Origin of the sequence: Colwellia sp. BRX8-5 (assembly GCF_014077325.1) — a bacterium.
Lineage (GTDB): Bacteria > Pseudomonadota > Gammaproteobacteria > Enterobacterales > Alteromonadaceae > Colwellia_A.
The window spans coordinates 22920-43178 of record NZ_JACGVR010000035.1 but is presented as its reverse complement, the minus strand read 5'-3'; the positions used below and the strand labels follow the sequence as shown (position 1 = coordinate 43178).

Genomic DNA, 20259 nt, shown 5'->3' with positions numbered 1-20259 from the left:
TCTGTCGGCAATGCTTCCGCTGATACAATTCGCAAATACATTAAAGAACAAGGATAGTTTATCGATTCATCCCCGCGACTTTCGCTTCGCTCGGATCACGGGGTTTTCTCGACAGGTTCGATAAAAGCATTTGTCATATATATTTACACTGAAGTGTGATTATTTATATTTGATATAAAAAGATGACTTAATGCTTTAGTATCATATGTAAGTATTTAATCCAGCAAAAAGATACAGGAAGTTTAATGAAATTTTTAAAGTCGATAATATGTTTAAGTGTTGTTATGGTTTTATCTGCATGTTCTGACAATGAGTCGGCACAAACCTATATTACCAAAGCAGAGAGCTCAATTTTAGAAAAGCAAAACAACGCGGCAATTATTTCATTAAAAAATGCCCTTAAAATTGATGGTGAAAATTCACATGCGCGATTCTTACTAGGCCGGTTATATTTAAGTGATGGTGATGCCGAAAACGCGGTGAAGGAGTTAGAACGCGCTAATAAATTAAAATATGATATTGATAAAGTTCTCCCTTTACTCGCTCGAGCCTATATATTGACAGAATCTGATGACGATGTTTTAGCGCTTGAAATACACGAAAAGTCTTTATCAATGCCAAATACTCAATACCTCGCCTATAAAACTTTAGCATCATTGAGATCTGGAAAAAATGAGCTTGCCCAGGCAATAGTTGATGAAGCACTTTCTCTATTCGGATCAGATGGCTACAGCCAGTTAGCGAATGCCTATTTAGCCTTCTCAACACAAAATATTGATCATGCAAGTTCACTTGTGAAGCAAATTTTAACGACAACGCCAAACAATGCTGATGCACTTATGTTACAAGGTCAGATTGCGACGGTTGAAAATAACTATGCTTTAGCTGTTGATAGCTTTAAGCAATATCAAGTATTACAACCTAACTCAGGTAAAGTGCAATTTTTTATCGCTGATTCACTCATCAAAAATGGCCAATATGATGAGGCTGAAGCCATTGCCGATGTTATTTTAGCAAGAATTCCGACTCAACCTTTTTTACAATATATTAAGGCGATGGCACGCTTTGAAAATAAAGACTACAAAGCGGCAAACGTTCTTGCTAATCAATCATTAAGTTCAGGGTTTAATTCTTTTAGTTTGAAATTAGTTGCCGGGGCAAGTGCTTTTTATTTGCAAAACTTTGAGCAAAGCCATCTTCATCTGAAAGATTTGATTTCATATTTACCCGCAGAACATCCGGTCAAAAGAATGCTTGCGTTAAGTCAATTACAGTTAGGTTTGATTGATGATATTAGCGAAACACTAAATGGTTACGATTCAATGAATAAAGAAAATGCACAGTTTTTATCTACATTAAGTTATGGGTTATTAGAAGTAGGGGCTTACGAAAAAGCACAAGAAATGGCTAATTATGCCTCTAGTGCAGAGAATATGACGGCTGAAGAAGTTGCAAGAGCCGGTATTTTAAAACTGATGATGAATGATCCTTCTGGCATTGAAAAATTAGAATTAGCTTTACAGCAAGACCCTGAATTGATTTCAGCAGAGCTTGCACTGGCTTTTGCTTCAATTCAGTCTGGAAACTTGGCTAGAGCTACTAAAATTGCAGACAAGTGGTTGGAGTTATACCCAAATAAAGCAGGGGGACATAATCTACAGGCGAGAATCTTATTCAAAAACAATAAATTTGAGGAAGGAAAGGCTGCATTAGAGAAAAGCCTAGCATTAGAGCCTAATAATGTGTACGCATTAACTGAAATTGTAAAGTTGGCTGCTTATCAAAAAGATACCGAGCAAGCTACGTTATTGACAGAGCAGGCACTTAAAGCACATCCGAATAATATTGAAGTACTTCGCCTATACTTTGAGTTTCACAAAAATGAAGAAGGCTTAGAGGTGATTGCTCAGGCTCAAAAAAGTAATGCTGATAATGTAAAACATGGAATGCTATTAGCCGAAGCTCTTATACAGTTAGATCAATTTAGGCAAGCTAGTACGATATTGAATGGTTATCAATTAAGTGGAAGAACGCCAAAACGTTATTGGCAGTTAGTGCTTATGGCTAATGCTAAACAGCCAGATGCTAAAGATGTCTTTTCAATCTTAGATAAGTGGTTTAAGAATAATCCTTATCATATTGAACCTGCTTTTTTATTAGCAAATTATTGGACGAGTAAAAAATTTCCTGACAGAGCATTGGGTGTATTAGATGAAGCCTCTAAAAAGCATCCTAACAATCTAATGATTAATTTGGTGAAAATGCAGGTTTTATTAGATAGTGGTGGAATAGCAGATGCGAAAGATTTGTTTAAATCATTAGAAAAATTTGATGTTAATGAAGATTTAAAAGCAGGAATAGAAGGTAGGATTTTCTTACTGGAAAGAAATTTTATTGATGCAATACCTAAACTTGAGCAGCAGTATAAGGCCAGGCCTACTAGTAATAATGCGACGTTTTTAGCTTTTGCTTTGGAAGGAAATAATCAAAAATCGCAAGCTATTGAGTTGTTAGAGCAGTTTTCTGATAAGGAAAGCATAGACAATAAAATTGATCCTCGCGTTAGCCTGAGTTTAGCAAATATGTATTTAGCTGAACATAAAGACAAAGCTATTATTGAATATGAACGACTTATTAAAGCTAGCCCGAAAAATATTGTGGCCTTAAACAATTTATCATGGCTGTATATGGAAGATAAAAAACATTCACAAGCCCTGAAATATTCGAAACAAGCCTATGCTATTAATTCGACAATACCGAATGTCGTTGATACTTTCGCTCAGGTCTTATTAAAGTTAGATAATAAAGTCGAAGCATTAGCAAAAGCAAAAGAAGCTTATGATTTGTCTAAAGGGAAAGATACTGATATTGCTTTAAACTATGTAGAAACGTTATTAGCAAATAATAATAGAGTAGAAGCCCAACGTATATTGAGCAAAATAACGGTGGTATCAGCGGAGCAAATAGAGAAAAAAAGGAAATTGTCTGAATAGTTGAAGGTTTGTTGTATTAGTAGCGAAAAGAGAAAAAGTACATTTTATTTTCGCTACTTTTACCAGTATTTTCTATGATGTTATTATGAAAAGTAGATATTCGAAATAGTTAATTAAAACTGACTACGGATATCTTTTTGTATTTCTTTATACAAGCTCTTAAAGCCACTTGTTAGGTTTTCTAAAAATATTTCAGCATTAATATAATAAGGAGCGCGTAAGCCATGATATTCAATGGGCTCACCAATTTGTACAAATTTAATGCCAACAAACTTCATACTACGGGCTAAACGTGGCTCCATCATTACATAGGCATGTTTTATACCGGTATCGATAGCTAAAGTGCCAGCAACCATATATAAACCAATCGCAATAAATGGAAAGCAGCGCAGTTCTGATTCAGAATATGAACTTTCACTAATGGCACCGATGGCAGAACCCTTAAAACGATCTGATTTACGACGTCTGAAGTCAGCTTTTACGGCCAAGCGAGAAATCTCACCAATTTCTTCACGTTTGAATCTTTTAGGATCGTAGTCTTTGTTTTGAATCGCGTCATAACAAAACTTTTCAATCGGTAACAATTCATCTTCATTGCTTGAGCGAACTATACGTACGCAACTGGTGTAATTATTGGTTGGTTTGTGCTGAATTAAAGCAAAAATAGAGTGAGAATCAAAATCATCCATTTCCATGCCATCGTCTTTTTGATTTTCGAAGGCTAATTCTTCACAATAAACATTATGACGAATTTTAAATACTTCGTTACGTAGGCTATTAGTAGAGGCGTATTGTGGCTTGAGAAACTTGGTAAAATGCTCAGCAATATTTCCGGCATCATGATTGACCTTAAACGACGCCACTTTTTTTGCGACATCGCCAATGATAGGGGAATTTAATATTAATTTGCTTAGACTCATTTTCTCATCCATTTGTCTTCATGTTATTTCGTGATAGAAGTCATTGCGTCACGAGACATACTATTAATATAACCTAATACCGGAGAAATATTACTATTAACTGTTAAAAAATTTATTTTTTTCCCAGTTTTATCGGTAATACTTCCTCTGCTGTTTTAAAGCCAATATCAAATAAGCTTTGTTTTTGTTCTGTCGTCATGGAAAAGTCAACGGCAGAGTAATTGCCAATATTAACTACTACGGTATTGTGCCAGAAGGCTTCATTAATATATTCGCGCGAGATCGTGGTCATAAAGGTACGAATAAGCAGGGTCACGTACTTATAAATTGGGAAAAAACCTTTAATATTAACTTCGTTATTTTCATGCTCACCCTTAAGGCGAAAACATAAAACCGGTGTCCCATCTTTTGCCCAGTCTCTATGTAGGGCGTCTTCAGATAAAATACTGCCGTCGACCATGACATGTTCGCCAAAAGTCTTAAAACTAAATATTAAGGGAATGGACATCGAGAATCGTACTGCCAGCGATACTTTTACATCAGGGGTGAGCTCTTTGTTGAAAATAACGGGGGTACCTTTAGCGACATCTGTGGCAACAATATGTAAGTTATAATCAAGCTCAGAAAATGTTTTTCCACCGAGTAGGCCATCCATCCATTGTTCAAAACGGTCACCTGAACTTAAACCGCCGTTGCGAATTAATTTTAATAATGAAAATTCTCGGAACTTGTTATAGTTAGTATTTAAAGCGATATCTTTAATTTCCGCTGGGCTTAAGCCAGCTGCAAATAAGCTGCTAACAATACTGCCACCCGAAACCCCTACTAAGTGATTGAAGTCGATGTCATAAGCTTGGAGCGCATGTAAGATGCCAACATGTGCCGGCAGTCGTGTGCCGCCACCAGCGAAGATAGGAACTACTGTTTTTTTTGTCATATTGTTGAACGACCTTAAGAAATAGCTGCCTACAGGGATATAACATATTGTTATGATTATTTTAATTATGAGTAATCATAGCTGTTTTTGCGAGTAAAACGCAGTAAACTTATTGACGATAAATAAGATTTATAATGAATGGAGGGTTTAAGATGCGTTATTTGAAAATAATATTAAGTGTTTATTTAATTTTTTATACCAGCTCAGTACTGGCCGATTTAGCGGATACCGTTGAAAAAATAAAACCGTCAGTAGTGGGTATTGGTGTTCATACGCCATCGGGTCGTCAGCAAAATAGTTTGAACGGCAGTGGCTTTGTTATCGGTAATGGCCGCTATGTGGTCACCAACTTTCACGTTTTACCCAAAGAACTTGATGCAAATATTCTTCAACAGATGGCGGTGTTTACTGGCTCTGGAAAAGCGGCGAAAGTGCGAACTGCTGATATTGTTGCTAGTTCGCAGTTGCACGATATCGCCGTACTAAAAATCCATGGCGCGCCACTGCCCGCGATGCAACTTGCAAGTAAAGCGTTTAGTCGAGAGGGCAGCTATGTTGCTTTTACGGGCTTTCCTATTGGCGCTGTTTTAGGCCTATACCCTGTGACCCACCGCGGTATTATTGCCAGTATTACACCAACGATAATTCCGGTGGATAATGCTCAGCAAATTAGTATTAAGATGTTGAAAATGTTACGTAATCCTTATTTAGTTTATCAACTTGATGCTACCGCTTACCCTGGCAATAGTGGCAGTGCTTTATATGATGTTGATTCAGGAGAAGTGATTGGTATTATTAATAAGGTGTTTGTGCAGGAGTCAAAGGAAGCGGTTATTACTAATCCTAGTGGCATAACATACGCGATTCCGGTTAAATATTTATTAGCCTTACTAAAAAAAGATAACATTGATTATCTTGGTTCTAATCAGTAATTTTTAGTCTTCAGTTATGACGGTCAGATCTTGCAGGATTTTGGGTGAGTCTATTAAGGATGAAACGGGCACTAAGTCAATATCAAGGGCTGCGAGTAACGGTATTAAACGATTGAGTGCTGCGATCGTTTCAGGGTGAGGGTGCGCAATAGCCACCACTGATTTATATTGCTGGGCGTGCTCAATAAGCTGCATAAATTGTTGATCAATATAGTCAGTAGTTAATTCGTTATCTAAAAATATTTGTCGGTGGGTTGTTGGAACGCCTACCTGAAGGGCGATATGTTCTGCTTTGGTTTTGTTGGTAGTAACACTGTCGACAAAAATTAAATCTCGTTCTTTTAAAAAGCGCATGGTCCACATCATTGGATTATAAAGTTTAGTTAGTTTACTCCCCATATGGTTATTGATGCCAATAGCAAAAGGTATTTCAGCGAAAGCAAGTGCTAACTGATGGCGGATTGACTCTTCATTCATTTTAACGGTTAGTGCGCCAGGTCCTAGCTTTTTACCATTTTCTGCTTCCATTGGGATATGCAAAATAATTTCGTTATTTTTATGATAGCCTTCTAAAGCCAGTCTTTTGCCATAAGGCGTATGGGGGAGAATAGCGAAGGTTATTGCGCCGGGTAAGGTTAGCACGGCAGCATCACTTTTTCGGTAACCAATATCGTCAATAATAATGGCAACTTGTGCGTTTTTAGCTGTTGCTAAAGGCGTTATACTTAGTAACGTCAATAGAATAATTAGTTGTGGGAATAAAGGCAAAAGAACTCTTAATTTGGAAAACATCATTATTAACCGAGATTATCAGTAGAAAAAGTTAAAATCGAGGAGAAGTTAACTTTTTATCTTCATGTAAACCAAGCTTTAGGGTTTACTGCCTGACCATCGCTGCGTATTTCGAAATAATTACAGCAGATTGACTGTTTTTATTAGCAGAAAAAATAAGACTCAGTAGGCGCTATATTTTTACTTTATTTAAACCAAGCTTTAGGGTTTACTGCTTGACCATCGCTGCGTATTTCGAAATATAATCCAGATTGACTCTGCCCACCACTTTGTCCAACAAGCGCTATGGGTTCACCGGTTTCTACCCGGTCTCCTACCGACTTTAATAACGCTTGGTTATAGCCATATAGGCTCATATAGCCGGCGCCATGATCTAACACTGTGACTAAACCATAACCTTTTAACCAATCTGAAAATAATACCGTGCCGTTATGAATGGCTTTAACTTGTTTACCAACAGGAGCGGCTAACAAAATACCTTTCCATTTTAAGTAACCTTGTTTACGAGAGCCAAAACTATGGCTAATTTTGCCTTTAACCGGCCAAGAAAGTTTTCTTTTTAGTTTGTTTAGGCCAACTAACTCTGCACTTTGCTGTGCTAATGCTGCGATTCGTTGTAATGCCACCACTAAGTTTTGTTCTTCGGCCACTAATTGAGCTAACAGCTGTTTGCTACCAAGCAGTTCTTTATTTAATGCGCGAATGGTGTTTTTTCGTTCTTGCTTAGTGTTTTGAAATACGATTTTTTGTTCGGCTTGTTGTTGTTTTATAAGGTTTAACTTTTTGGCTTGCTCTTGGTGTTGTGTTGTTACGGCGAGCAAATCACTTAAGACAATCTGAAATTGGTCAATTTCTTTGATGCGAGCATCGTTCAAATATTTATAATAGGTAACGGTACGTTCTACGCTAGCAGGGCTTTGCTGGTTAAGTAATAATTTAATATAGTCGTGATGTCCCGATGTATAAGCGGCTCTTAATTGTTGGGCTAATACTTTTTCTTGCTGTTGTTTCTTGTGCGTTAAGGTTATTTTTTCTTGCGCGAGTTCTTTTAATGTTTGCTGAGTATCTTCAAAATCATCTTGGGTTTTAATCATCGCCTTTACTATTTTAGCGATTGAAATATCGTCATTTCTTAATTGATTTTCTAAAGATGAGCGTTTATTACTCGTTTGTTTAATCGATTTTTCTTGCTCAACTATTTGCTGCTGAACTTTCGACAATGCTTGATTGGTTTTATTGGTCGTATCACCATTATCCGACGACTGTTCAGTGGCGTTCACCGACATCAATACGCAGCTAAGGCTGAATATTGATGCAAATAAAGATATTTTTTTCACGGTAAATTTCATTTTAATAATAATTTTCTTAGATAAACTTCATTAACGAATGACCGGTCATTTGCTTGGGTTGCTCTATATCCATCAGCTGTAATATTGTTGGCGCAATATCACTCAATGCGCCATTTTCTGCTGGTTGAGCGGGTCGGCCAATATAAATTAGCGGCACAGGTTCACAGGTATGCGCTGTGTGTGCTTGCCCTGAATTGTTATCAACCATTTGCTCAGCATTGCCATGGTCAGCGGTAATTAAACATTCACCTCCTGCTTTTTCTAAGGCGGCAACAACACGGCCAATACTGCTATCAACCGCTTCACAAGCGGCTACGGCAGCATCAAACTTTCCAGTATGACCCACCATATCACCATTTGGATAATTACAAACGATAAAGTCGTGTTCACCGCTTTCAATGGCGGCGACTAATTTATCAGTGAGTAACGCTGAATTCATTTCTGGCTGCAAGTCGTAGGTGGCAACTTGTGGAGAAGGTACTAAAATACGCTGTTCGCCAACAAATTCACTTTCTTTACCACCGCTGAAGAAGAAAGTAACGTGCGCATATTTTTCTGTTTCTGAAATACGTAATTGCGTTTTATTGTTTTTCTCTAACCATTCGCCGAGTACGTTCTCAAGTGCCACTTTAGGGAAAGCGATATTGGCTTTTATGTCACCAGCATATTCAGTGAGCATGACAAAGTCAGCAATAGCAGGACACTTCTTACGCTTAAAGCCAGAAAAGTCTTGTTCAGTGAAGCAGCGGGTAAATTGACGGGCACGGTCGGCTCTAAAATTCATAAAAATTAAGGAGTCACCATCATCAATTTCTATGGCTTGGTTGTTCTCGTCTACAATTGCTGAAGCGGCAACAAACTCGTCATTTTCATCGCGGGCATAAGCGGCGGCTAATGCCTCAGTTGCGCTTGAATATTTATACTGCGCTTCACCACTAACCATTAAGTTGTAGGCTAATTCGACACGATCCCAACGTTGGTCACGGTCCATGGCATAATAACGACCAATTACCGAAGCTATCTGGCCACAGCCTAGCTGTTGGAATTTTTCTTGTGCTTTAATCAATGACGCTTCTGCGCTACGTGGTGGTGTATCGCGGCCGTCTAGAAAAGCGTGTAAGTAAATTTTACGGGCACCTTTTTCTTTAGCGAGTTCGAGCATTGAAAAAATATGATCTTCATGGCTATGAACGCCACCGGGTGATAATAAGCCAAAAACATGTACGGCTTTATCATTTTTAACGGCTTGGTCAACCGCATCATTAAGTGCTTTGTTGCTGTTAAATTCTTTATCTTTTATCGATTTGGTAATACGAGTGAAGTCTTGATAAACAATACGACCAGCGCCTAAATTAACGTGACCCACTTCTGAGTTGCCCATTTGTCCGTCAGGTAAACCTACTGCCATGCCTGAGGTACCAATTAACATATGTGGATAGCGAGCATTTAAATCGTCGAGTACCGGCGTTCTAGCATGAAAAATAGCATTAGATTCTGTAGATTCTCGGTATCCCCAACCATCTAAAATCAGTAATACGGTAGGTTTTTTATTTGGCATTTTAGTTTCCATAACGGTGAAATTAGCTAATTATTCACCAGTATACCAAGGCAAATCAAGAATTGCTTGTGTGGTATTAGACAAAACATTTCAAATGAATTGTGTGCTTTTATTCGTTATAGGTCGGTTGTATCAACAAAAAAAACCTTTTCATTGATTTAATCGCTTATCACGTAAAGTTCTTTTTGGGTTTGCTTGGTAATTCTGTATACTATCGTCAACTTTTTATTCAACCAATATTTATTATTTTTATGGATCAATTAATTATTTTTGCTGGTAATCATCCAGTGCTAAGCGCTGCTTGGGCAGCTATTGTCGTTCTTATTATTGTGACGACTATTCGTATTCAAATGTCTCCTATTAAGCAAATATCTACACAGGAACTTACTTTTTTAGTAAACCGTGAAGAAGGTGTCGTAGTTGATATTCGTACCGAAAAAGAATTTAAAGCGAGTCGTATCATCGATTCGAAAAATTTAGTGAAAGAGAAAGTATCAAATAATGATTTTGCTACCCTTGAAAACTATAAAGATAAACCCATCATAGTTGTATGTACCGCAGGAATTACTGCTACCCCGGTTGCTAATCAATTACTCAAAGCAGGCTTTACTAAAGTAAGTTTGTTAAAGGGTGGTATGAATTCTTGGGTCAATGCCGGTTTACCACTGGTTAAAAAATAATAGCTAATAACTAATAAAGGTTTGATATGACAGTTGATATTTATACTAAAGTAACTTGTTTTTACTGTATGCGAGCAAAAGCTTTACTCGAAGAGAAACAAGTAAGCTTTAATGAAATTAAAATCGACAATAATGCAGAATTGCGCAATGCCATGATCAAGCGTAGTGGCGGTGTAACTGTGCCACAAATCTTTATTGGTGATCATTATGTCGGGGGCTGCGATGAACTATTCGCACTTCACGCCGCTAATAAATTAGATGAACTTTTAGCAAAAGATTAAAAGTCATCATTATATAAAATAATAAATACAATAGGAAAAAACTATGTCTGATGAGAACACCAATAACGCTGATGCGCCAGAAGCCGCTACTGAACAAGCCGCACCACAATTTGCTATTCAACGTATTTATACAAAAGATATCTCTTTTGAAACGCCAAATTCTCCTGCTATTTTCCAAAAAGATTGGAAGCCTGAAATTCAATTAGATTTAGATACTAAATCAAATAAATTGGCTGAAGATACTTATGAAGTTGTTCTTTCGGTAACCGTTACCGCTACTGTTGAAGGGCAAACGGCCTTTTTAGCTGAAGTCCAACAAGCTGGTATCTTTTCTATTGGTAATTTACCTGAAGCACAACTTGCTCATACTATTGGTGCATTCTGCCCAACAACATTATTTCCGTATGCACGTGAGTCAGTGGCGAATTTAGTGAGTCGTGGTTCATTTCCACAAATTAATTTAGCACCAGTAAACTTTGAAGCATTATTTGCTTCATATGTTCAACAACGTGCCGCACAAGCACAAACTGAACAGATGCCTGCGAGCAGTGAAACTCACTAATTAACGGTTTTTCTTCAAAATCGGCTAGTAGTAACAATAAAATGGAAGTGATGATATGTCGAAATTAACGGCAAAAATCACGGTTTTGGGGGCAGGGTCTTATGGCTCTGCCCTTGCTATTTGTCTCGCTCGAAATGGTCACAAAACCGTATTATGGGGACGAGATCCTCAACATATTGCGCAAATGCAAGCGTCTCACTCAAATGAGAAATATTTACCGGGTAGTGAGTTTCCACCCTCACTAACAACGACTAACGATCTTGAAAGTGCTGTTCAAGCGAGTGAAAACATTTTAGTGGTTGTACCGAGTCATGCCTTCGGCGAAATGCTCAGCCAAATTAAACCCTACTTATTACCAAAGGCTAAAATAGCTTGGGCAACCAAAGGTTTAGATCATAAAACAGGTCGATTACTGCAAGATGTTGCCCGTGATATTCTGGGGGATGATATTTCATTGGCCGTGCTTTCTGGGCCAACCTTTGCAAAAGAGATGGCGGCTGGCTTACCAACGGCTATTTCATTATCGTCAACTGATGATGATTTTGTCACTGAAATTTCTGATCTATTACATTGTGGCAAAACCTTTCGGGTCTATGCAAATAAAGACTTTATTGGTGTACAACTTGGTGGTGCGGTTAAAAATGTTATCGCTATCGGTGCTGGTATCGCCGACGGTATTGGCTTTGGTGCCAATGCTCGTACTGCGTTAATTACCCGTGGTTTAGTTGAAATGACACGTTTAGGCTGTGCACTTAATGCCGAGGCAAGTACTTTTATGGGGATGGCTGGATTAGGTGATTTAGTCTTAACCTGTACTGATAATCAATCACGTAATCGTCGATTTGGCTTAGCACTTGGCAGCGGCGTTGATGTTGAAAAAGCGATGGCTGATATTGGCCAAGTTGTTGAAGGTTATCGTAATACCAAAGAAGTTTATATGCTAGCACAACGTATGGGCGTAGAAATGCCGATAGTTGAGCAAGTCTATCAGGTACTTTATTGCGGAAAATCAGCAAAGCTAGCCGCTGCTGATTTACTGTCCCGCGACCGTACTGTCGAATAATTTTACACCTTGTTTGGCTCCGTTTATCTTTACTATTGTAAATTTAAACTGAGCCTTCAAAGCCCATTTGTCGCCAAGCTTCAAAAATAAGCACTGCGGTGGCATTCGATAAATTCATACTCCGGCTGTCTTTTAGCATGGGGATACGAATTTTATCTTCATCGGGTATTTGCTGTCTTACTTCTTCTGGCAAACCACTGGTCTCTGAGCCAAAAAGTAAATAATCCCCAGGTTTAAAGGCAATATCACCATAGTAATTGGTTGTTTTAGTGGTCACCGCTAAAACTCGCTCAGGTTGTTCACTTTCGATAAAAGCTTGATAATCTTTATGGCGCTTAATGGCGGCAAACTCATGGTAATCTAAACCCGCGCGGCGAAGCTTTTTATCGTCTAGGTCAAAGCCAAAGGGTTCAATAAGGTGTAACCTAAAGCCTGTATTCGCACAGAGGCGGATAATATTACCGGTATTCGGTGGAATTTGTGGCTGAAACAAAACGACGTCTAACATAAAAATGTACTTAAATTCGAAGATGATAAGGTATTATACCAAACGAATTACTATATTGTACAAATTAGCGCTTAAGTAGCAAGCATGGAAAAGTAATGACTATGAGTGAAGCTTTATCAAAAAAAAATGATTACAGTTTTTGGGTAAGAGTAGCTGCTTTCGCTGCTACTGGAACGGCCTTATTACTTTTTCTTTTGAAACTGTATGCTTGGGTGGTAACAGATGCTAGCTCAATGCTGGCTTCGGCCACCGATTCGATGTTGGATTTATTTGCTTCGTTGATGAATGTGGTTATTCTTCATTATGCATTGGCACCCGCCGATGAAAAGCACAAATTTGGTCACGGTAAAGCCGAGAGTTTAGCGGGTTTAGTACAAGCCGCTTTTGTGACCGGTTCTGCGTTGTTATTGATCTTTCATGGCTTTGACCGAATTCTTCACCCCAAACTGGTTGTTAAAACAGAAATAGGCATAGTGGTGACGATTATAGCTATCGTGATGACACTGTTATTAGTGGTGTTGCAACGTTTTGTGATTGCCAAAACCCGTTCCGTTGCCATCAGTGCCGATGCCTTGCATTACCAGTCAGATTTATTATTAAACCTGGGCGTATTAGCGGCGTTGATTTTAAGCAGTGGCTACTCTCTATATGCAGATGGCATCTTTACTTGTCTTGTTGGAGTGTTGCTATTGAGTGGCGCTTTAAAAATTATTTACTTAAGTGTGCACAACTTAATGGATCATGAACTGAGTGAAGAAGAGCAGACTGAAATTACCGCTATTGTCATTGCTCATGATTCGACCTTAGGTGTTCATGACTTGAGAACCCGACAATCAGGCCCGCAGCGCTTTATTCAATTTCATTTAGAGCTCGATGACCGACTGTCTTTACTGGAAGCTCACGATATTGGTGAAGCGATAGAAAAAGAAATTGAAGCGAAATTCTCGCCTTGCGAAGTGTTTATTCATCATGATCCCACTTCAGTGGTAGCCATTAAAACGGTTAATGTAGACCAAGAACCGCAATAGAAATAACATTAAGTTGAATGTGTATCAAACCACTGCAGTGCTTTTTTTAAGGTGGGGCTGCGGTACTGGTCTTGCTCAAACATAAGCTCGTGCCGCGCATTGTCGACAGTGAAAGGTTTGCCTTCAGGGCAAGACTGTTGGTGGTATTGGTGCAATTGCTGGCAGAAAGTGTTTTGCGCTTTATTACAAACGATAGTGTCGTTACCTGCCTGCATGACTAAGATAGGTGTAGTCAATTTAGCTAAATCTGCAAAAATATTTTTCTTAGCGATAATGGCTTCTTTGAGCCAATGAGTGGTGACGCCGCCCAATTGTATTTCTTTATTTTTCTGATAAAGTTCCACAAAAACTTGGTAGCGAACAGTCGATTGACTAAGCTCATTTTTAGCAAAAGGTGTATCGTTAAAGGCCGTTTGTCCAATAAAAAAATTAGCTTCAGTAGCTAAGTAAGCGTTAAAAAAATCACCTAAATAAATAATCCCTTTGGCAAGCCAGTTAGCGATATTGCCGTAGTTAACTGCAATCATTGGCGAGGTTAACACCGCAGATTTTGCTGACAGTGGGTATAACTGCATCATGCGCACAGCAATGGCTCCCCCCATCGAATGTGCTAATAAATGGGGTTTTTTAGCGGGCGTTTTACTGGCATTATTTGTGGCACTTTCTAAAACAACCTCATCAATAAATTTTTTAAGATCTTCGGCGTAGTCATCAAATTTTTTTACATAGCCTTTTTGGCTATCATTCAACAAACGTTGTGACAAACCTTGACCACGGTGGTCGACGATAAATATATTATAACCTTGCTGATATAAGTCAAAGGCGAGCTCTTGATACTTTAGATAGCTTTCAGACCGTCCGGTAACCAGTACAAGATTTTCTTGATTTTTGGAGTGAGTAAAGGTTGCGTAATTTATTCTTATTTTATCGACGCCACTAAAAGATGAAAAATAACCTAGCTGCCAAAACTGTTTTATTTCAGTTGATAAGCGAGCACTAAGCTCACTTTCTTTGCCATAGTCATTACAATTGATTTTCGCTAAAGCCATGTTGTTTAATCCTAAGGTCGCATGACATTAGCGGTGATAATTCACTTATGCTCATCAGTTTTATGTCAGTGTTGTGCTTATCGGCAAAGTAATGGTTACAGATAAGCCACCAGAGTCGTTGTTTTTAGCACTTATCTCACCATTATGTGCTAATACTGCTTGCTGCGCTATCGCTAAGCCTAAGCCGGTGCCACCCGTGTTTCTATCTCGGGCTTCATCGACACGATAAAAAGGCTGAAAAAGTTTTTCGATGGTACCTTGAGGAACGCCATTACCGCTATCGCTAATGATAATCTTGATACTGTCTTGTTGATTGAGAATAACACTCGCCATAGAAATGACCACTTCACTGTGCTTTGGGCTATATTTAATGGCATTAATAATGACATTACTAAAAGCACTGCTTAATAAATTTTGATCTCCGGGTAGATCCAAAGAGAAAAAGTGCTTCATAGTAATTAAGATATGTTTTTCGTCAGCAAGGTACTGGCAGTCTTGGCAGATATCGGCTAATAATTCATCGAGATGAACGGTTTGCAAATTAATTTTTTGAAAGGTGTTTTCTAATCGAGAAAGAGAAAGCACATCGCTTATCATTTCATTTAAACGGCTAACTTCTAGTTCACAGCGCGCGAGATGCTTTTTTTGCAGCTCGGGTTTGTTAATCGCTTGCTGAGCTAGGCCAACCGCAAGTTGTAAGCGAGTCATCGGCGAACGAAGCTCATGAGAAACATCGGCTAATAAACGCTGATTAGCGGTTAGATTTAATGATAACTTGTCGGCCATAGTATTAAAGCTGGTGGCAAGTGAACCCAGTTCGTCTTTTCTTTTATTGGCATGTTCGATACGGGCATCAAGCTGACCGTTACCAATATCGGTTGCCGCACGTCGTATTGCCAATATTGGCTTAATTAATGTTCGTGCTAATAACCAGGCTAATAGAGCACTGACCGCAATGGGGATGGCAAGTTTCAACCAATTGGGCAGTTGCATAATAAAAGAATCAAAATGTCGAGACTGACCTTTAATGGCTAAATATAGTTCGACGGGTTGATTATCTAAAATGATATTTTTAGGGCCGGTAATACGAGATCTCGGAAATTGAATCGAGGTGATGGCTGAAAAGCGATTTTTTTCTAGGTAGCTAACCAAGTCTTTTAAAAAACGGCTACTATCGGTGGTGAGCTGACCACTATCAATATTTCTGATAATAATAGCTTCATTAGGTGATTTTCCTCGATATCGCAAAAGTCCATCGGCTGAAGTATTATTCCTTTCAATATGTTTAGCGATACGGTTCAATTTTTTGAGGTCACCATGGTGCGCAGGCAAAACAATACTGTTCTGTGCTAACTGCGCTGAGATAAATCGTGTTGCTATAATAGAGCTTAAGGCGAACAGCCAAAACCATAAAAATATCTTAAAGCCAATCGATGAAAATGACTGTCTAATTTTATTGAGCATTAGTCATTTATCCCCGTGCTCTCTCCTGTGAGGAAGATATAACCCGCGCCGCGAATGGTTTTTAATTTATCACTTGCAGAAAACTCGAGTAACTTACGACGAATATTACTGATGTGCATGTCGATACTGCGATCAAAAGCACTCAGTTTACGTTTCAAAATTTGTTCTGATATTTCATTTTTACTGACGATTTGACTGGCATTATTCATCAGCAAAGCCAATATTTGAAATTCGGTACCGGTTAATTCAACTAACTGTTGATGGCAAAAAGCCTGACGAGTGCTATGTTCAAGCCTGACCTCATTAATTTGCTGATGGCTGATAGTACTTTCATTGGACTTAACTATTTTAATACGTCGTAAAATAGCTTTAATGCGTGCCAGTAATTCACGATGCTGAAAAGGTTTCGCTAAATAGTCATCGGCGCCTAGCTCTAAGCCTAATATTCTGTCGTCGTTATCACCTTTAGCTGTTAACATTAAAATTGGCGTTTTATGCTGGCCACCTAAGGCTTTTAATACTTCAAAGCCATTTAGTTTTGGCATCATAACATCAAGTAATATCAGTGAGAATTTTTCATCATAAGCACGTGCCAGACCACTAACACCATCATGACAGGCTTCTAATTCAAATCCTTCATACGAGAGATACTCAGTTAATAACTCAGTGAGTTCTTTGTCGTCATCGATGATTAATATTTTCTGTTTGCTCATGAGGTTTTGTTATCTTTTGTTAGTGTCGGTATTTGGCGTATCTTAATATTAACTTAACTGTTATTAGAAAACTGACTTTGTTGTTGCCTTTACAAAAACTTTACACTGCCTTGCGTTTCTTTGCGTTGCAAGGTTTATAGTTACCTCACTTAGATGAATGAATCGATTCACCGGGCTCGCTCAGTAATTGATTGATTAACTTATTCGATATTATTATCAATTTAACCCAGAGGTAAATCTTATGAAAAGTAAACTATCAGTTTTATTAGCAAGTGCAGTATTAACCTTATCCTTAGCAAGTACCGCAGCGTTGGCCATTAATAACGGCGATGGCGTTAACAATGACCGTCATGATGCCAAGCATACCGGTAACCATCAGCACAAATCAAAGCGTGGCATGAAAAGTGACTTTAAAAGAATGGCGAAGTATCTAGCGCTTACTGATGAACAACGTGAGCAGGCAAAGGTGATAAATAAAACGGCAAAAACAAGTGGTTTAGTATTGAAAGAGAGCATGCAAGGTTTTCATCAACAACGTAAAGCGTTACTGATGGAAGAGCACTTTAATGAACAAGCTTTTGTTGATTTACAAAGTCAATACCAAGATATTATTGCACAAAAAGCCTTAATTAAAGCAAAGAAAGAACACAGTTTTATGATGATATTAACGGAGGCACAAAAAGAAAAAATGCAGTCACATCAAAAGCATGATGGGAGAAGAAAGCATCTTGCTGAGTAATCTTATTATCTAGCAATACTGAAAGAAAATATTTTAGACATGGTGCTTTCTACCGGTTGGTCATTATAACTTGCCGGGGTGAAACGCCATTTTTCTAATGATGAACGAATAGTATTACGAAAATAACTGACTCTGCCTTCACCATCGTATTGAATATCACGTACATAGCCATTTTTATCTATGGTGAATGTAACTTCTACATCTGTTTCAATACCTTTTCGCTTAGCATTGGCAGGGTATTTCGGGTATGTTGATGTCAGTAATTGCGCGGGTGCGTGTTCTGGCATGTAGTTAGTTGTCGATTCACTTGTCGAGGAAAGTACTTGCTCTATCATCTGTGAACGACGAGTTGTTGGTAGCGCTAAGTGCGAATTTATGGCTAATGGCTGCTTAGTCAAATCAGCTATTTGTGCAGCGTATGGGTTTTTTAATAATGAAGCTTTTTTGGTTGAGTCAGTGCGCTCAAAGGCTAATTCTGCTGGCGATTTACCCATAGTAACCGTTTGACTTAATGCCAATTGAGCTAAAGATTTGTTTACCTTTACTTGAGTACTAGGCTGTTCAGCTTGATTTTTTTGAACAGCCAAAGATTCAGTAAAATTACTTAAAGGTTCAGATTTAGCCTTTTTAAGCCCGACTAATTTATTGTTTACGACTGTCGCTAAGGTATCGACAGTATTCTTTTCTTGGGGATTGTTGGCATTACCCGTGTTTTTAGTACTGTCGTTGTTCTCAAAATAAGCTTGTGCGACTACGAGCTCAGCATTTACTGGATTTTTATTGGTATTTTTAGGAAAAAATGGCGCTATCATCTTTGCGGGTAGTTTGTTTTCTAAGGCATTACTTTCATTGCCTCGGTGTAATAATTGCTGCGCCAAAGAAGGTAACGCTATTTCATCGCCACTATCTGTGTATGTTTTGAAGTCATCATCGGCGCTGCGGTATAAAGGAATGGTATCAGTGCCTATATCTAAGCTAGGAATTTGGATGTATTTTTTACTGCCCACAGCAATAATTGAGAAAATAATGACGATAGACGCTAACCATTTTCCTGAGTGAGTCGTTGTTGAGCAGTGTTGGTCGTGGTCAACTAAACGCAGAACGCGTTGCTTTAAATCACCACCCGATGCCGCCATTGCCATAGCGGGAATAGAATGATGACGGTGGCTGTCACATATTGAAGCGGTATCTGCCAGAGTGTGCGCATAAGCAACAGGGTTACCACAATGCTGCACAGCAATATCATCACTACAATATTCACGCTCATTACGCATTTGCTTTGACACCCAACGCACAGCGGGGTGGAAGAATAAAAAGATTTCTACCAAGGTCTGAATGAAGTTAACTAGATAGTCATGTCGACGAATATGTGCCAGTTCGTGCAATATCAACATATCAAGTTGTGCGGGTGTTAAACCTGTCAACATAGTAACGGGAACAAGTACTATCGGCTTTAACCAACCTATTGCCATAGGCACATCATTTTTAAGTGAGATTAATAGTCGAGGTGAACAGGTTAATTTTACTTGTTCAACTAAGTGCTGAAATCTGGCTTCAAGTTCAGCATTTGCCGGCGAGGTGCCTATTTTTGGTAGTTGGTTAACATTATATAATTCGATGAACAGCTTTAGCGCTAAGGCAAAGCTTATTGTTACCCATGTTAATGATAAATAGGGTAAGAATTCAACCGCATTGGAGTACCAAACAGCAGTGTTTTGGGCGTCATTATTTATGATGTCGCCCAGCAAGATGCTGTTATTTAATAAAGGACCAAATTGTGGAAAGTCAGCTTGAGAGATAATATAGAAAGTGAAAAAAGGCAGTAATAAATTAGCTACCATAGCCAATGACGCCATCGCATAACGCCATTGTGGTTTTTTATAAGAAGTAAACGTTAATGCCAACTTTAGCGCAAGCGCAACGAAAATCCCTTGCCAAAGAAAATGGATAAGGGTTAACGATAAATTGTATAAAAATGGACTACTCATTAAATTAATCTGACATTATCCTTCCATGTTATAGCACTTTTTAGATTGTACTATAACAAGTGTAGCAGTTTTTACTTTTCTAGCTCATTAAGTAATTGACGAATGTCGGCAATTTCTTCTTTACTGGTTGATTCATCTAAAGCTCGCATCACTAATTTTGACGTTGAGCCACCAAAAGCCTTTGAAGCTAGGTCTTTTAATAATGAAGATTGTGTAAAGGTTTCACTATTTGATGGTGCATAGACATGGGCACGATTACTTTCGTCTCGAATGACCAAGGTTTTTTCATGCATAATTTGTAAAATCTTCAAAACAGTGGTGTAACCTGTCTTTTGCGTTTTACTGACAACATCATGTACCTGACGAACTGTTGCTGGACCGACTTTCCAGAGAACATTAAGCAAAGTTAACTCTGCTTCTGTAGGCTTGATATTTGTATTATCTCGAGCCATCTAAAATCCTTAATACTATGAATAATTATAAGTTATATACGAATGCAATCGTATCTTGTGTTGATAAAATGAGCAACACCTTTTGTTGTTAGTGGCTTTGTTTTAAAATATCACTATGATAACAAAGGTTTTTAAATTGAATTTATTTTTTATTTGCTCAAGGTTTAATGTAGTACGAGCGAGGTAGTTAGTAAAAATGGTAGCGATTTTTAGTGTGATATTAATTAAATATCGACCGGTGATTTTCGATG

The 20259-nt window shown here is 38.3% G+C and carries 19 protein-coding genes; 8 read left to right on the top strand and 11 right to left on the bottom strand.

Going from position 1 to position 20259, the window contains the following annotated elements; translation table 11 throughout:
* Positions 1–245: 245 nt before the first annotated feature.
* On the top strand, positions 246–2993 hold the full coding sequence (gene prsT / locus H4J62_RS17160) for an XrtA/PEP-CTERM system TPR-repeat protein PrsT (protein WP_182216026.1): 2748 nt from the start codon (positions 246–248) through the stop codon (positions 2991–2993).
* A gap of 113 nt (positions 2994–3106) precedes the next feature.
* On the opposite strand, the gene H4J62_RS17155 is transcribed toward prsT, so the two are convergent.
* Entirely contained in the window at positions 3107–3913 is an 807-nt protein-coding gene (locus H4J62_RS17155; RefSeq protein WP_182216028.1) for a PEP-CTERM/exosortase system-associated acyltransferase, read from the bottom strand.
* Between the two features lie 112 nt (positions 3914–4025).
* Positions 4026–4850, bottom strand: coding sequence for a patatin-like phospholipase family protein (locus tag H4J62_RS17150; protein ID WP_182216030.1), 825 nt, complete (start codon positions 4848–4850; stop codon positions 4026–4028).
* Positions 4851–5002: 152 nt separating this feature from the next.
* Between H4J62_RS17150 and H4J62_RS17145 the strand changes: the two genes are divergently transcribed.
* Positions 5003–5782 (top strand): serine protease, encoded by a 780-nt coding sequence (locus tag H4J62_RS17145; protein WP_182216032.1) that lies wholly within the window; start codon positions 5003–5005, stop codon positions 5780–5782.
* 3 nt (positions 5783–5785) lie between these two features.
* Here H4J62_RS17145 and H4J62_RS17140 read toward each other — a convergent pair whose 3' ends face one another.
* The 3 genes from H4J62_RS17140 to gpmI all read right to left on the bottom strand — a co-directional run bounded on the left by H4J62_RS17140 (position 5786) and on the right by gpmI (position 9481).
* Positions 5786–6550: a divergent polysaccharide deacetylase family protein gene (locus tag H4J62_RS17140; protein WP_259364996.1), complete on the bottom strand. Its 765-nt coding sequence runs from the start codon at positions 6548–6550 to the stop codon at positions 5786–5788.
* Between the two features lie 209 nt (positions 6551–6759).
* Positions 6760–7911 (bottom strand): peptidoglycan DD-metalloendopeptidase family protein, encoded by a 1152-nt coding sequence (locus H4J62_RS17135; protein WP_182216034.1) that lies wholly within the window; start codon positions 7909–7911, stop codon positions 6760–6762.
* Between the two features lie 28 nt (positions 7912–7939).
* Complete coding sequence (gene gpmI, locus H4J62_RS17130) at positions 7940–9481, bottom strand: 2,3-bisphosphoglycerate-independent phosphoglycerate mutase (protein ID WP_182216036.1); 1542 nt, start codon at positions 9479–9481, stop codon at positions 7940–7942.
* A gap of 251 nt (positions 9482–9732) precedes the next feature.
* Between gpmI and H4J62_RS17125 the strand changes: the two genes are divergently transcribed.
* The 4 genes from H4J62_RS17125 to gpsA are packed head-to-tail and all read left to right on the top strand — an operon-like array spanning position 9733 to position 12067.
* Positions 9733–10161 carry a rhodanese-like domain-containing protein gene (locus H4J62_RS17125; protein ID WP_182174070.1) on the top strand — a complete coding sequence of 143 codons (429 nt, stop codon included), beginning with the start codon at positions 9733–9735 and terminating at the stop codon, positions 10159–10161.
* Positions 10162–10187: 26 nt separating this feature from the next.
* Complete coding sequence (gene grxC / locus H4J62_RS17120) at positions 10188–10442, top strand: glutaredoxin 3 (RefSeq protein ID WP_182216038.1); 255 nt, start codon at positions 10188–10190, stop codon at positions 10440–10442.
* Between the two features lie 43 nt (positions 10443–10485).
* Positions 10486–11004: a protein-export chaperone SecB gene (gene secB, locus H4J62_RS17115; RefSeq protein ID WP_182216040.1), complete on the top strand. Its 519-nt coding sequence runs from the start codon at positions 10486–10488 to the stop codon at positions 11002–11004.
* Between the two features lie 55 nt (positions 11005–11059).
* Positions 11060–12067 (top strand): NAD(P)H-dependent glycerol-3-phosphate dehydrogenase, encoded by a 1008-nt coding sequence (gene gpsA, locus H4J62_RS17110; protein ID WP_182216042.1) that lies wholly within the window; start codon positions 11060–11062, stop codon positions 12065–12067.
* A gap of 43 nt (positions 12068–12110) precedes the next feature.
* Here gpsA and trmL read toward each other — a convergent pair whose 3' ends face one another.
* Positions 12111–12575: a tRNA (uridine(34)/cytosine(34)/5-carboxymethylaminomethyluridine(34)-2'-O)-methyltransferase TrmL gene (gene trmL / locus H4J62_RS17105; RefSeq protein WP_070375112.1), complete on the bottom strand. Its 465-nt coding sequence runs from the start codon at positions 12573–12575 to the stop codon at positions 12111–12113.
* Between the two features lie 95 nt (positions 12576–12670).
* On the opposite strand from trmL, the gene H4J62_RS17100 reads away from it, so the two are divergent.
* The gene (locus H4J62_RS17100) at positions 12671–13603 is read left to right on the top strand and encodes a cation diffusion facilitator family transporter (protein ID WP_259364923.1); all 933 of its coding nucleotides are present in this window, start codon (positions 12671–12673) and stop codon (positions 13601–13603) included.
* Between the two features lie 8 nt (positions 13604–13611).
* Here the strand turns inward: H4J62_RS17100 and H4J62_RS17095 are convergent, their stop codons facing one another.
* Genes H4J62_RS17095 through H4J62_RS17085 form a run of 3 tightly spaced genes read right to left on the bottom strand, consistent with a single transcriptional unit; the run spans position 13612 to position 16829 of the window.
* Complete coding sequence (locus H4J62_RS17095) at positions 13612–14652, bottom strand: alpha/beta fold hydrolase (protein ID WP_182216044.1); 1041 nt, start codon at positions 14650–14652, stop codon at positions 13612–13614.
* A gap of 60 nt (positions 14653–14712) precedes the next feature.
* Complete coding sequence (locus H4J62_RS17090; RefSeq protein WP_182216046.1) at positions 14713–16116, bottom strand: ATP-binding protein; 1404 nt, start codon at positions 16114–16116, stop codon at positions 14713–14715.
* Positions 16116–16829: a response regulator transcription factor gene (locus H4J62_RS17085; RefSeq protein WP_182216048.1), complete on the bottom strand. Its 714-nt coding sequence runs from the start codon at positions 16827–16829 to the stop codon at positions 16116–16118. The genes H4J62_RS17090 and H4J62_RS17085 overlap by 1 nt, the downstream gene beginning before the upstream one ends.
* A 241-nt stretch (positions 16830–17070) precedes the next feature.
* Between H4J62_RS17085 and H4J62_RS17080 the strand changes: the two genes are divergently transcribed.
* Positions 17071–17568, top strand: a complete 498-nt coding sequence (locus H4J62_RS17080; protein ID WP_182216050.1) for a Spy/CpxP family protein refolding chaperone — start codon at positions 17071–17073, stop codon at positions 17566–17568.
* Positions 17569–17573: 5 nt separating this feature from the next.
* On the opposite strand, the gene H4J62_RS17075 is transcribed toward H4J62_RS17080, so the two are convergent.
* Both H4J62_RS17075 and H4J62_RS17070 read right to left on the bottom strand, forming a co-directional pair.
* The gene (locus tag H4J62_RS17075; RefSeq protein WP_182216052.1) at positions 17574–19556 is read right to left on the bottom strand and encodes a M56 family metallopeptidase; all 1983 of its coding nucleotides are present in this window, start codon (positions 19554–19556) and stop codon (positions 17574–17576) included.
* Positions 19557–19627: 71 nt separating this feature from the next.
* A complete protein-coding gene (locus H4J62_RS17070) occupies positions 19628–20008 on the bottom strand; it encodes a BlaI/MecI/CopY family transcriptional regulator (protein ID WP_070375106.1) in 381 nt (126 codons plus the stop codon).
* Positions 20009–20259 lie beyond the last annotated feature (251 nt).

Bases quoted from the DNA above. Each gene is read 5' to 3' on its own strand.
- gpsA (WP_182216042.1), top strand. From the start codon at position 11,060: ATGTCGAAATTAACGGCAAAAATCACGGTTTTGGGGGCAGGGTCTTAT.
- H4J62_RS17070 (WP_070375106.1), bottom strand. From the start codon at position 20,008: ATGGCTCGAGATAATACAAATATCAAGCCTACAGAAGCAGAGTTAACT.
- H4J62_RS17095 (WP_182216044.1), bottom strand. From the start codon at position 14,652: ATGGCTTTAGCGAAAATCAATTGTAATGACTATGGCAAAGAAAGTGAG.
- H4J62_RS17075 (WP_182216052.1), bottom strand. From the start codon at position 19,556: ATGAGTAGTCCATTTTTATACAATTTATCGTTAACCCTTATCCATTTT.
- H4J62_RS17085 (WP_182216048.1), bottom strand. From the start codon at position 16,829: ATGAGCAAACAGAAAATATTAATCATCGATGACGACAAAGAACTCACT.
- gpmI (WP_182216036.1), bottom strand. From the start codon at position 9,481: ATGCCAAATAAAAAACCTACCGTATTACTGATTTTAGATGGTTGGGGA.
- H4J62_RS17150 (WP_182216030.1), bottom strand. From the start codon at position 4,850: ATGACAAAAAAAACAGTAGTTCCTATCTTCGCTGGTGGCGGCACACGA.
- prsT (WP_182216026.1), top strand. From the start codon at position 246: ATGAAATTTTTAAAGTCGATAATATGTTTAAGTGTTGTTATGGTTTTA.
- grxC (WP_182216038.1), top strand. From the start codon at position 10,188: ATGACAGTTGATATTTATACTAAAGTAACTTGTTTTTACTGTATGCGA.
- H4J62_RS17155 (WP_182216028.1), bottom strand. From the start codon at position 3,913: ATGAGTCTAAGCAAATTAATATTAAATTCCCCTATCATTGGCGATGTC.
- H4J62_RS17145 (WP_182216032.1), top strand. From the start codon at position 5,003: ATGCGTTATTTGAAAATAATATTAAGTGTTTATTTAATTTTTTATACC.
- H4J62_RS17080 (WP_182216050.1), top strand. From the start codon at position 17,071: ATGAAAAGTAAACTATCAGTTTTATTAGCAAGTGCAGTATTAACCTTA.
- trmL (WP_070375112.1), bottom strand. From the start codon at position 12,575: ATGTTAGACGTCGTTTTGTTTCAGCCACAAATTCCACCGAATACCGGT.
- H4J62_RS17090 (WP_182216046.1), bottom strand. From the start codon at position 16,116: ATGCTCAATAAAATTAGACAGTCATTTTCATCGATTGGCTTTAAGATA.
- H4J62_RS17125 (WP_182174070.1), top strand. From the start codon at position 9,733: ATGGATCAATTAATTATTTTTGCTGGTAATCATCCAGTGCTAAGCGCT.
- H4J62_RS17100 (WP_259364923.1), top strand. From the start codon at position 12,671: ATGACTATGAGTGAAGCTTTATCAAAAAAAAATGATTACAGTTTTTGG.
- secB (WP_182216040.1), top strand. From the start codon at position 10,486: ATGTCTGATGAGAACACCAATAACGCTGATGCGCCAGAAGCCGCTACT.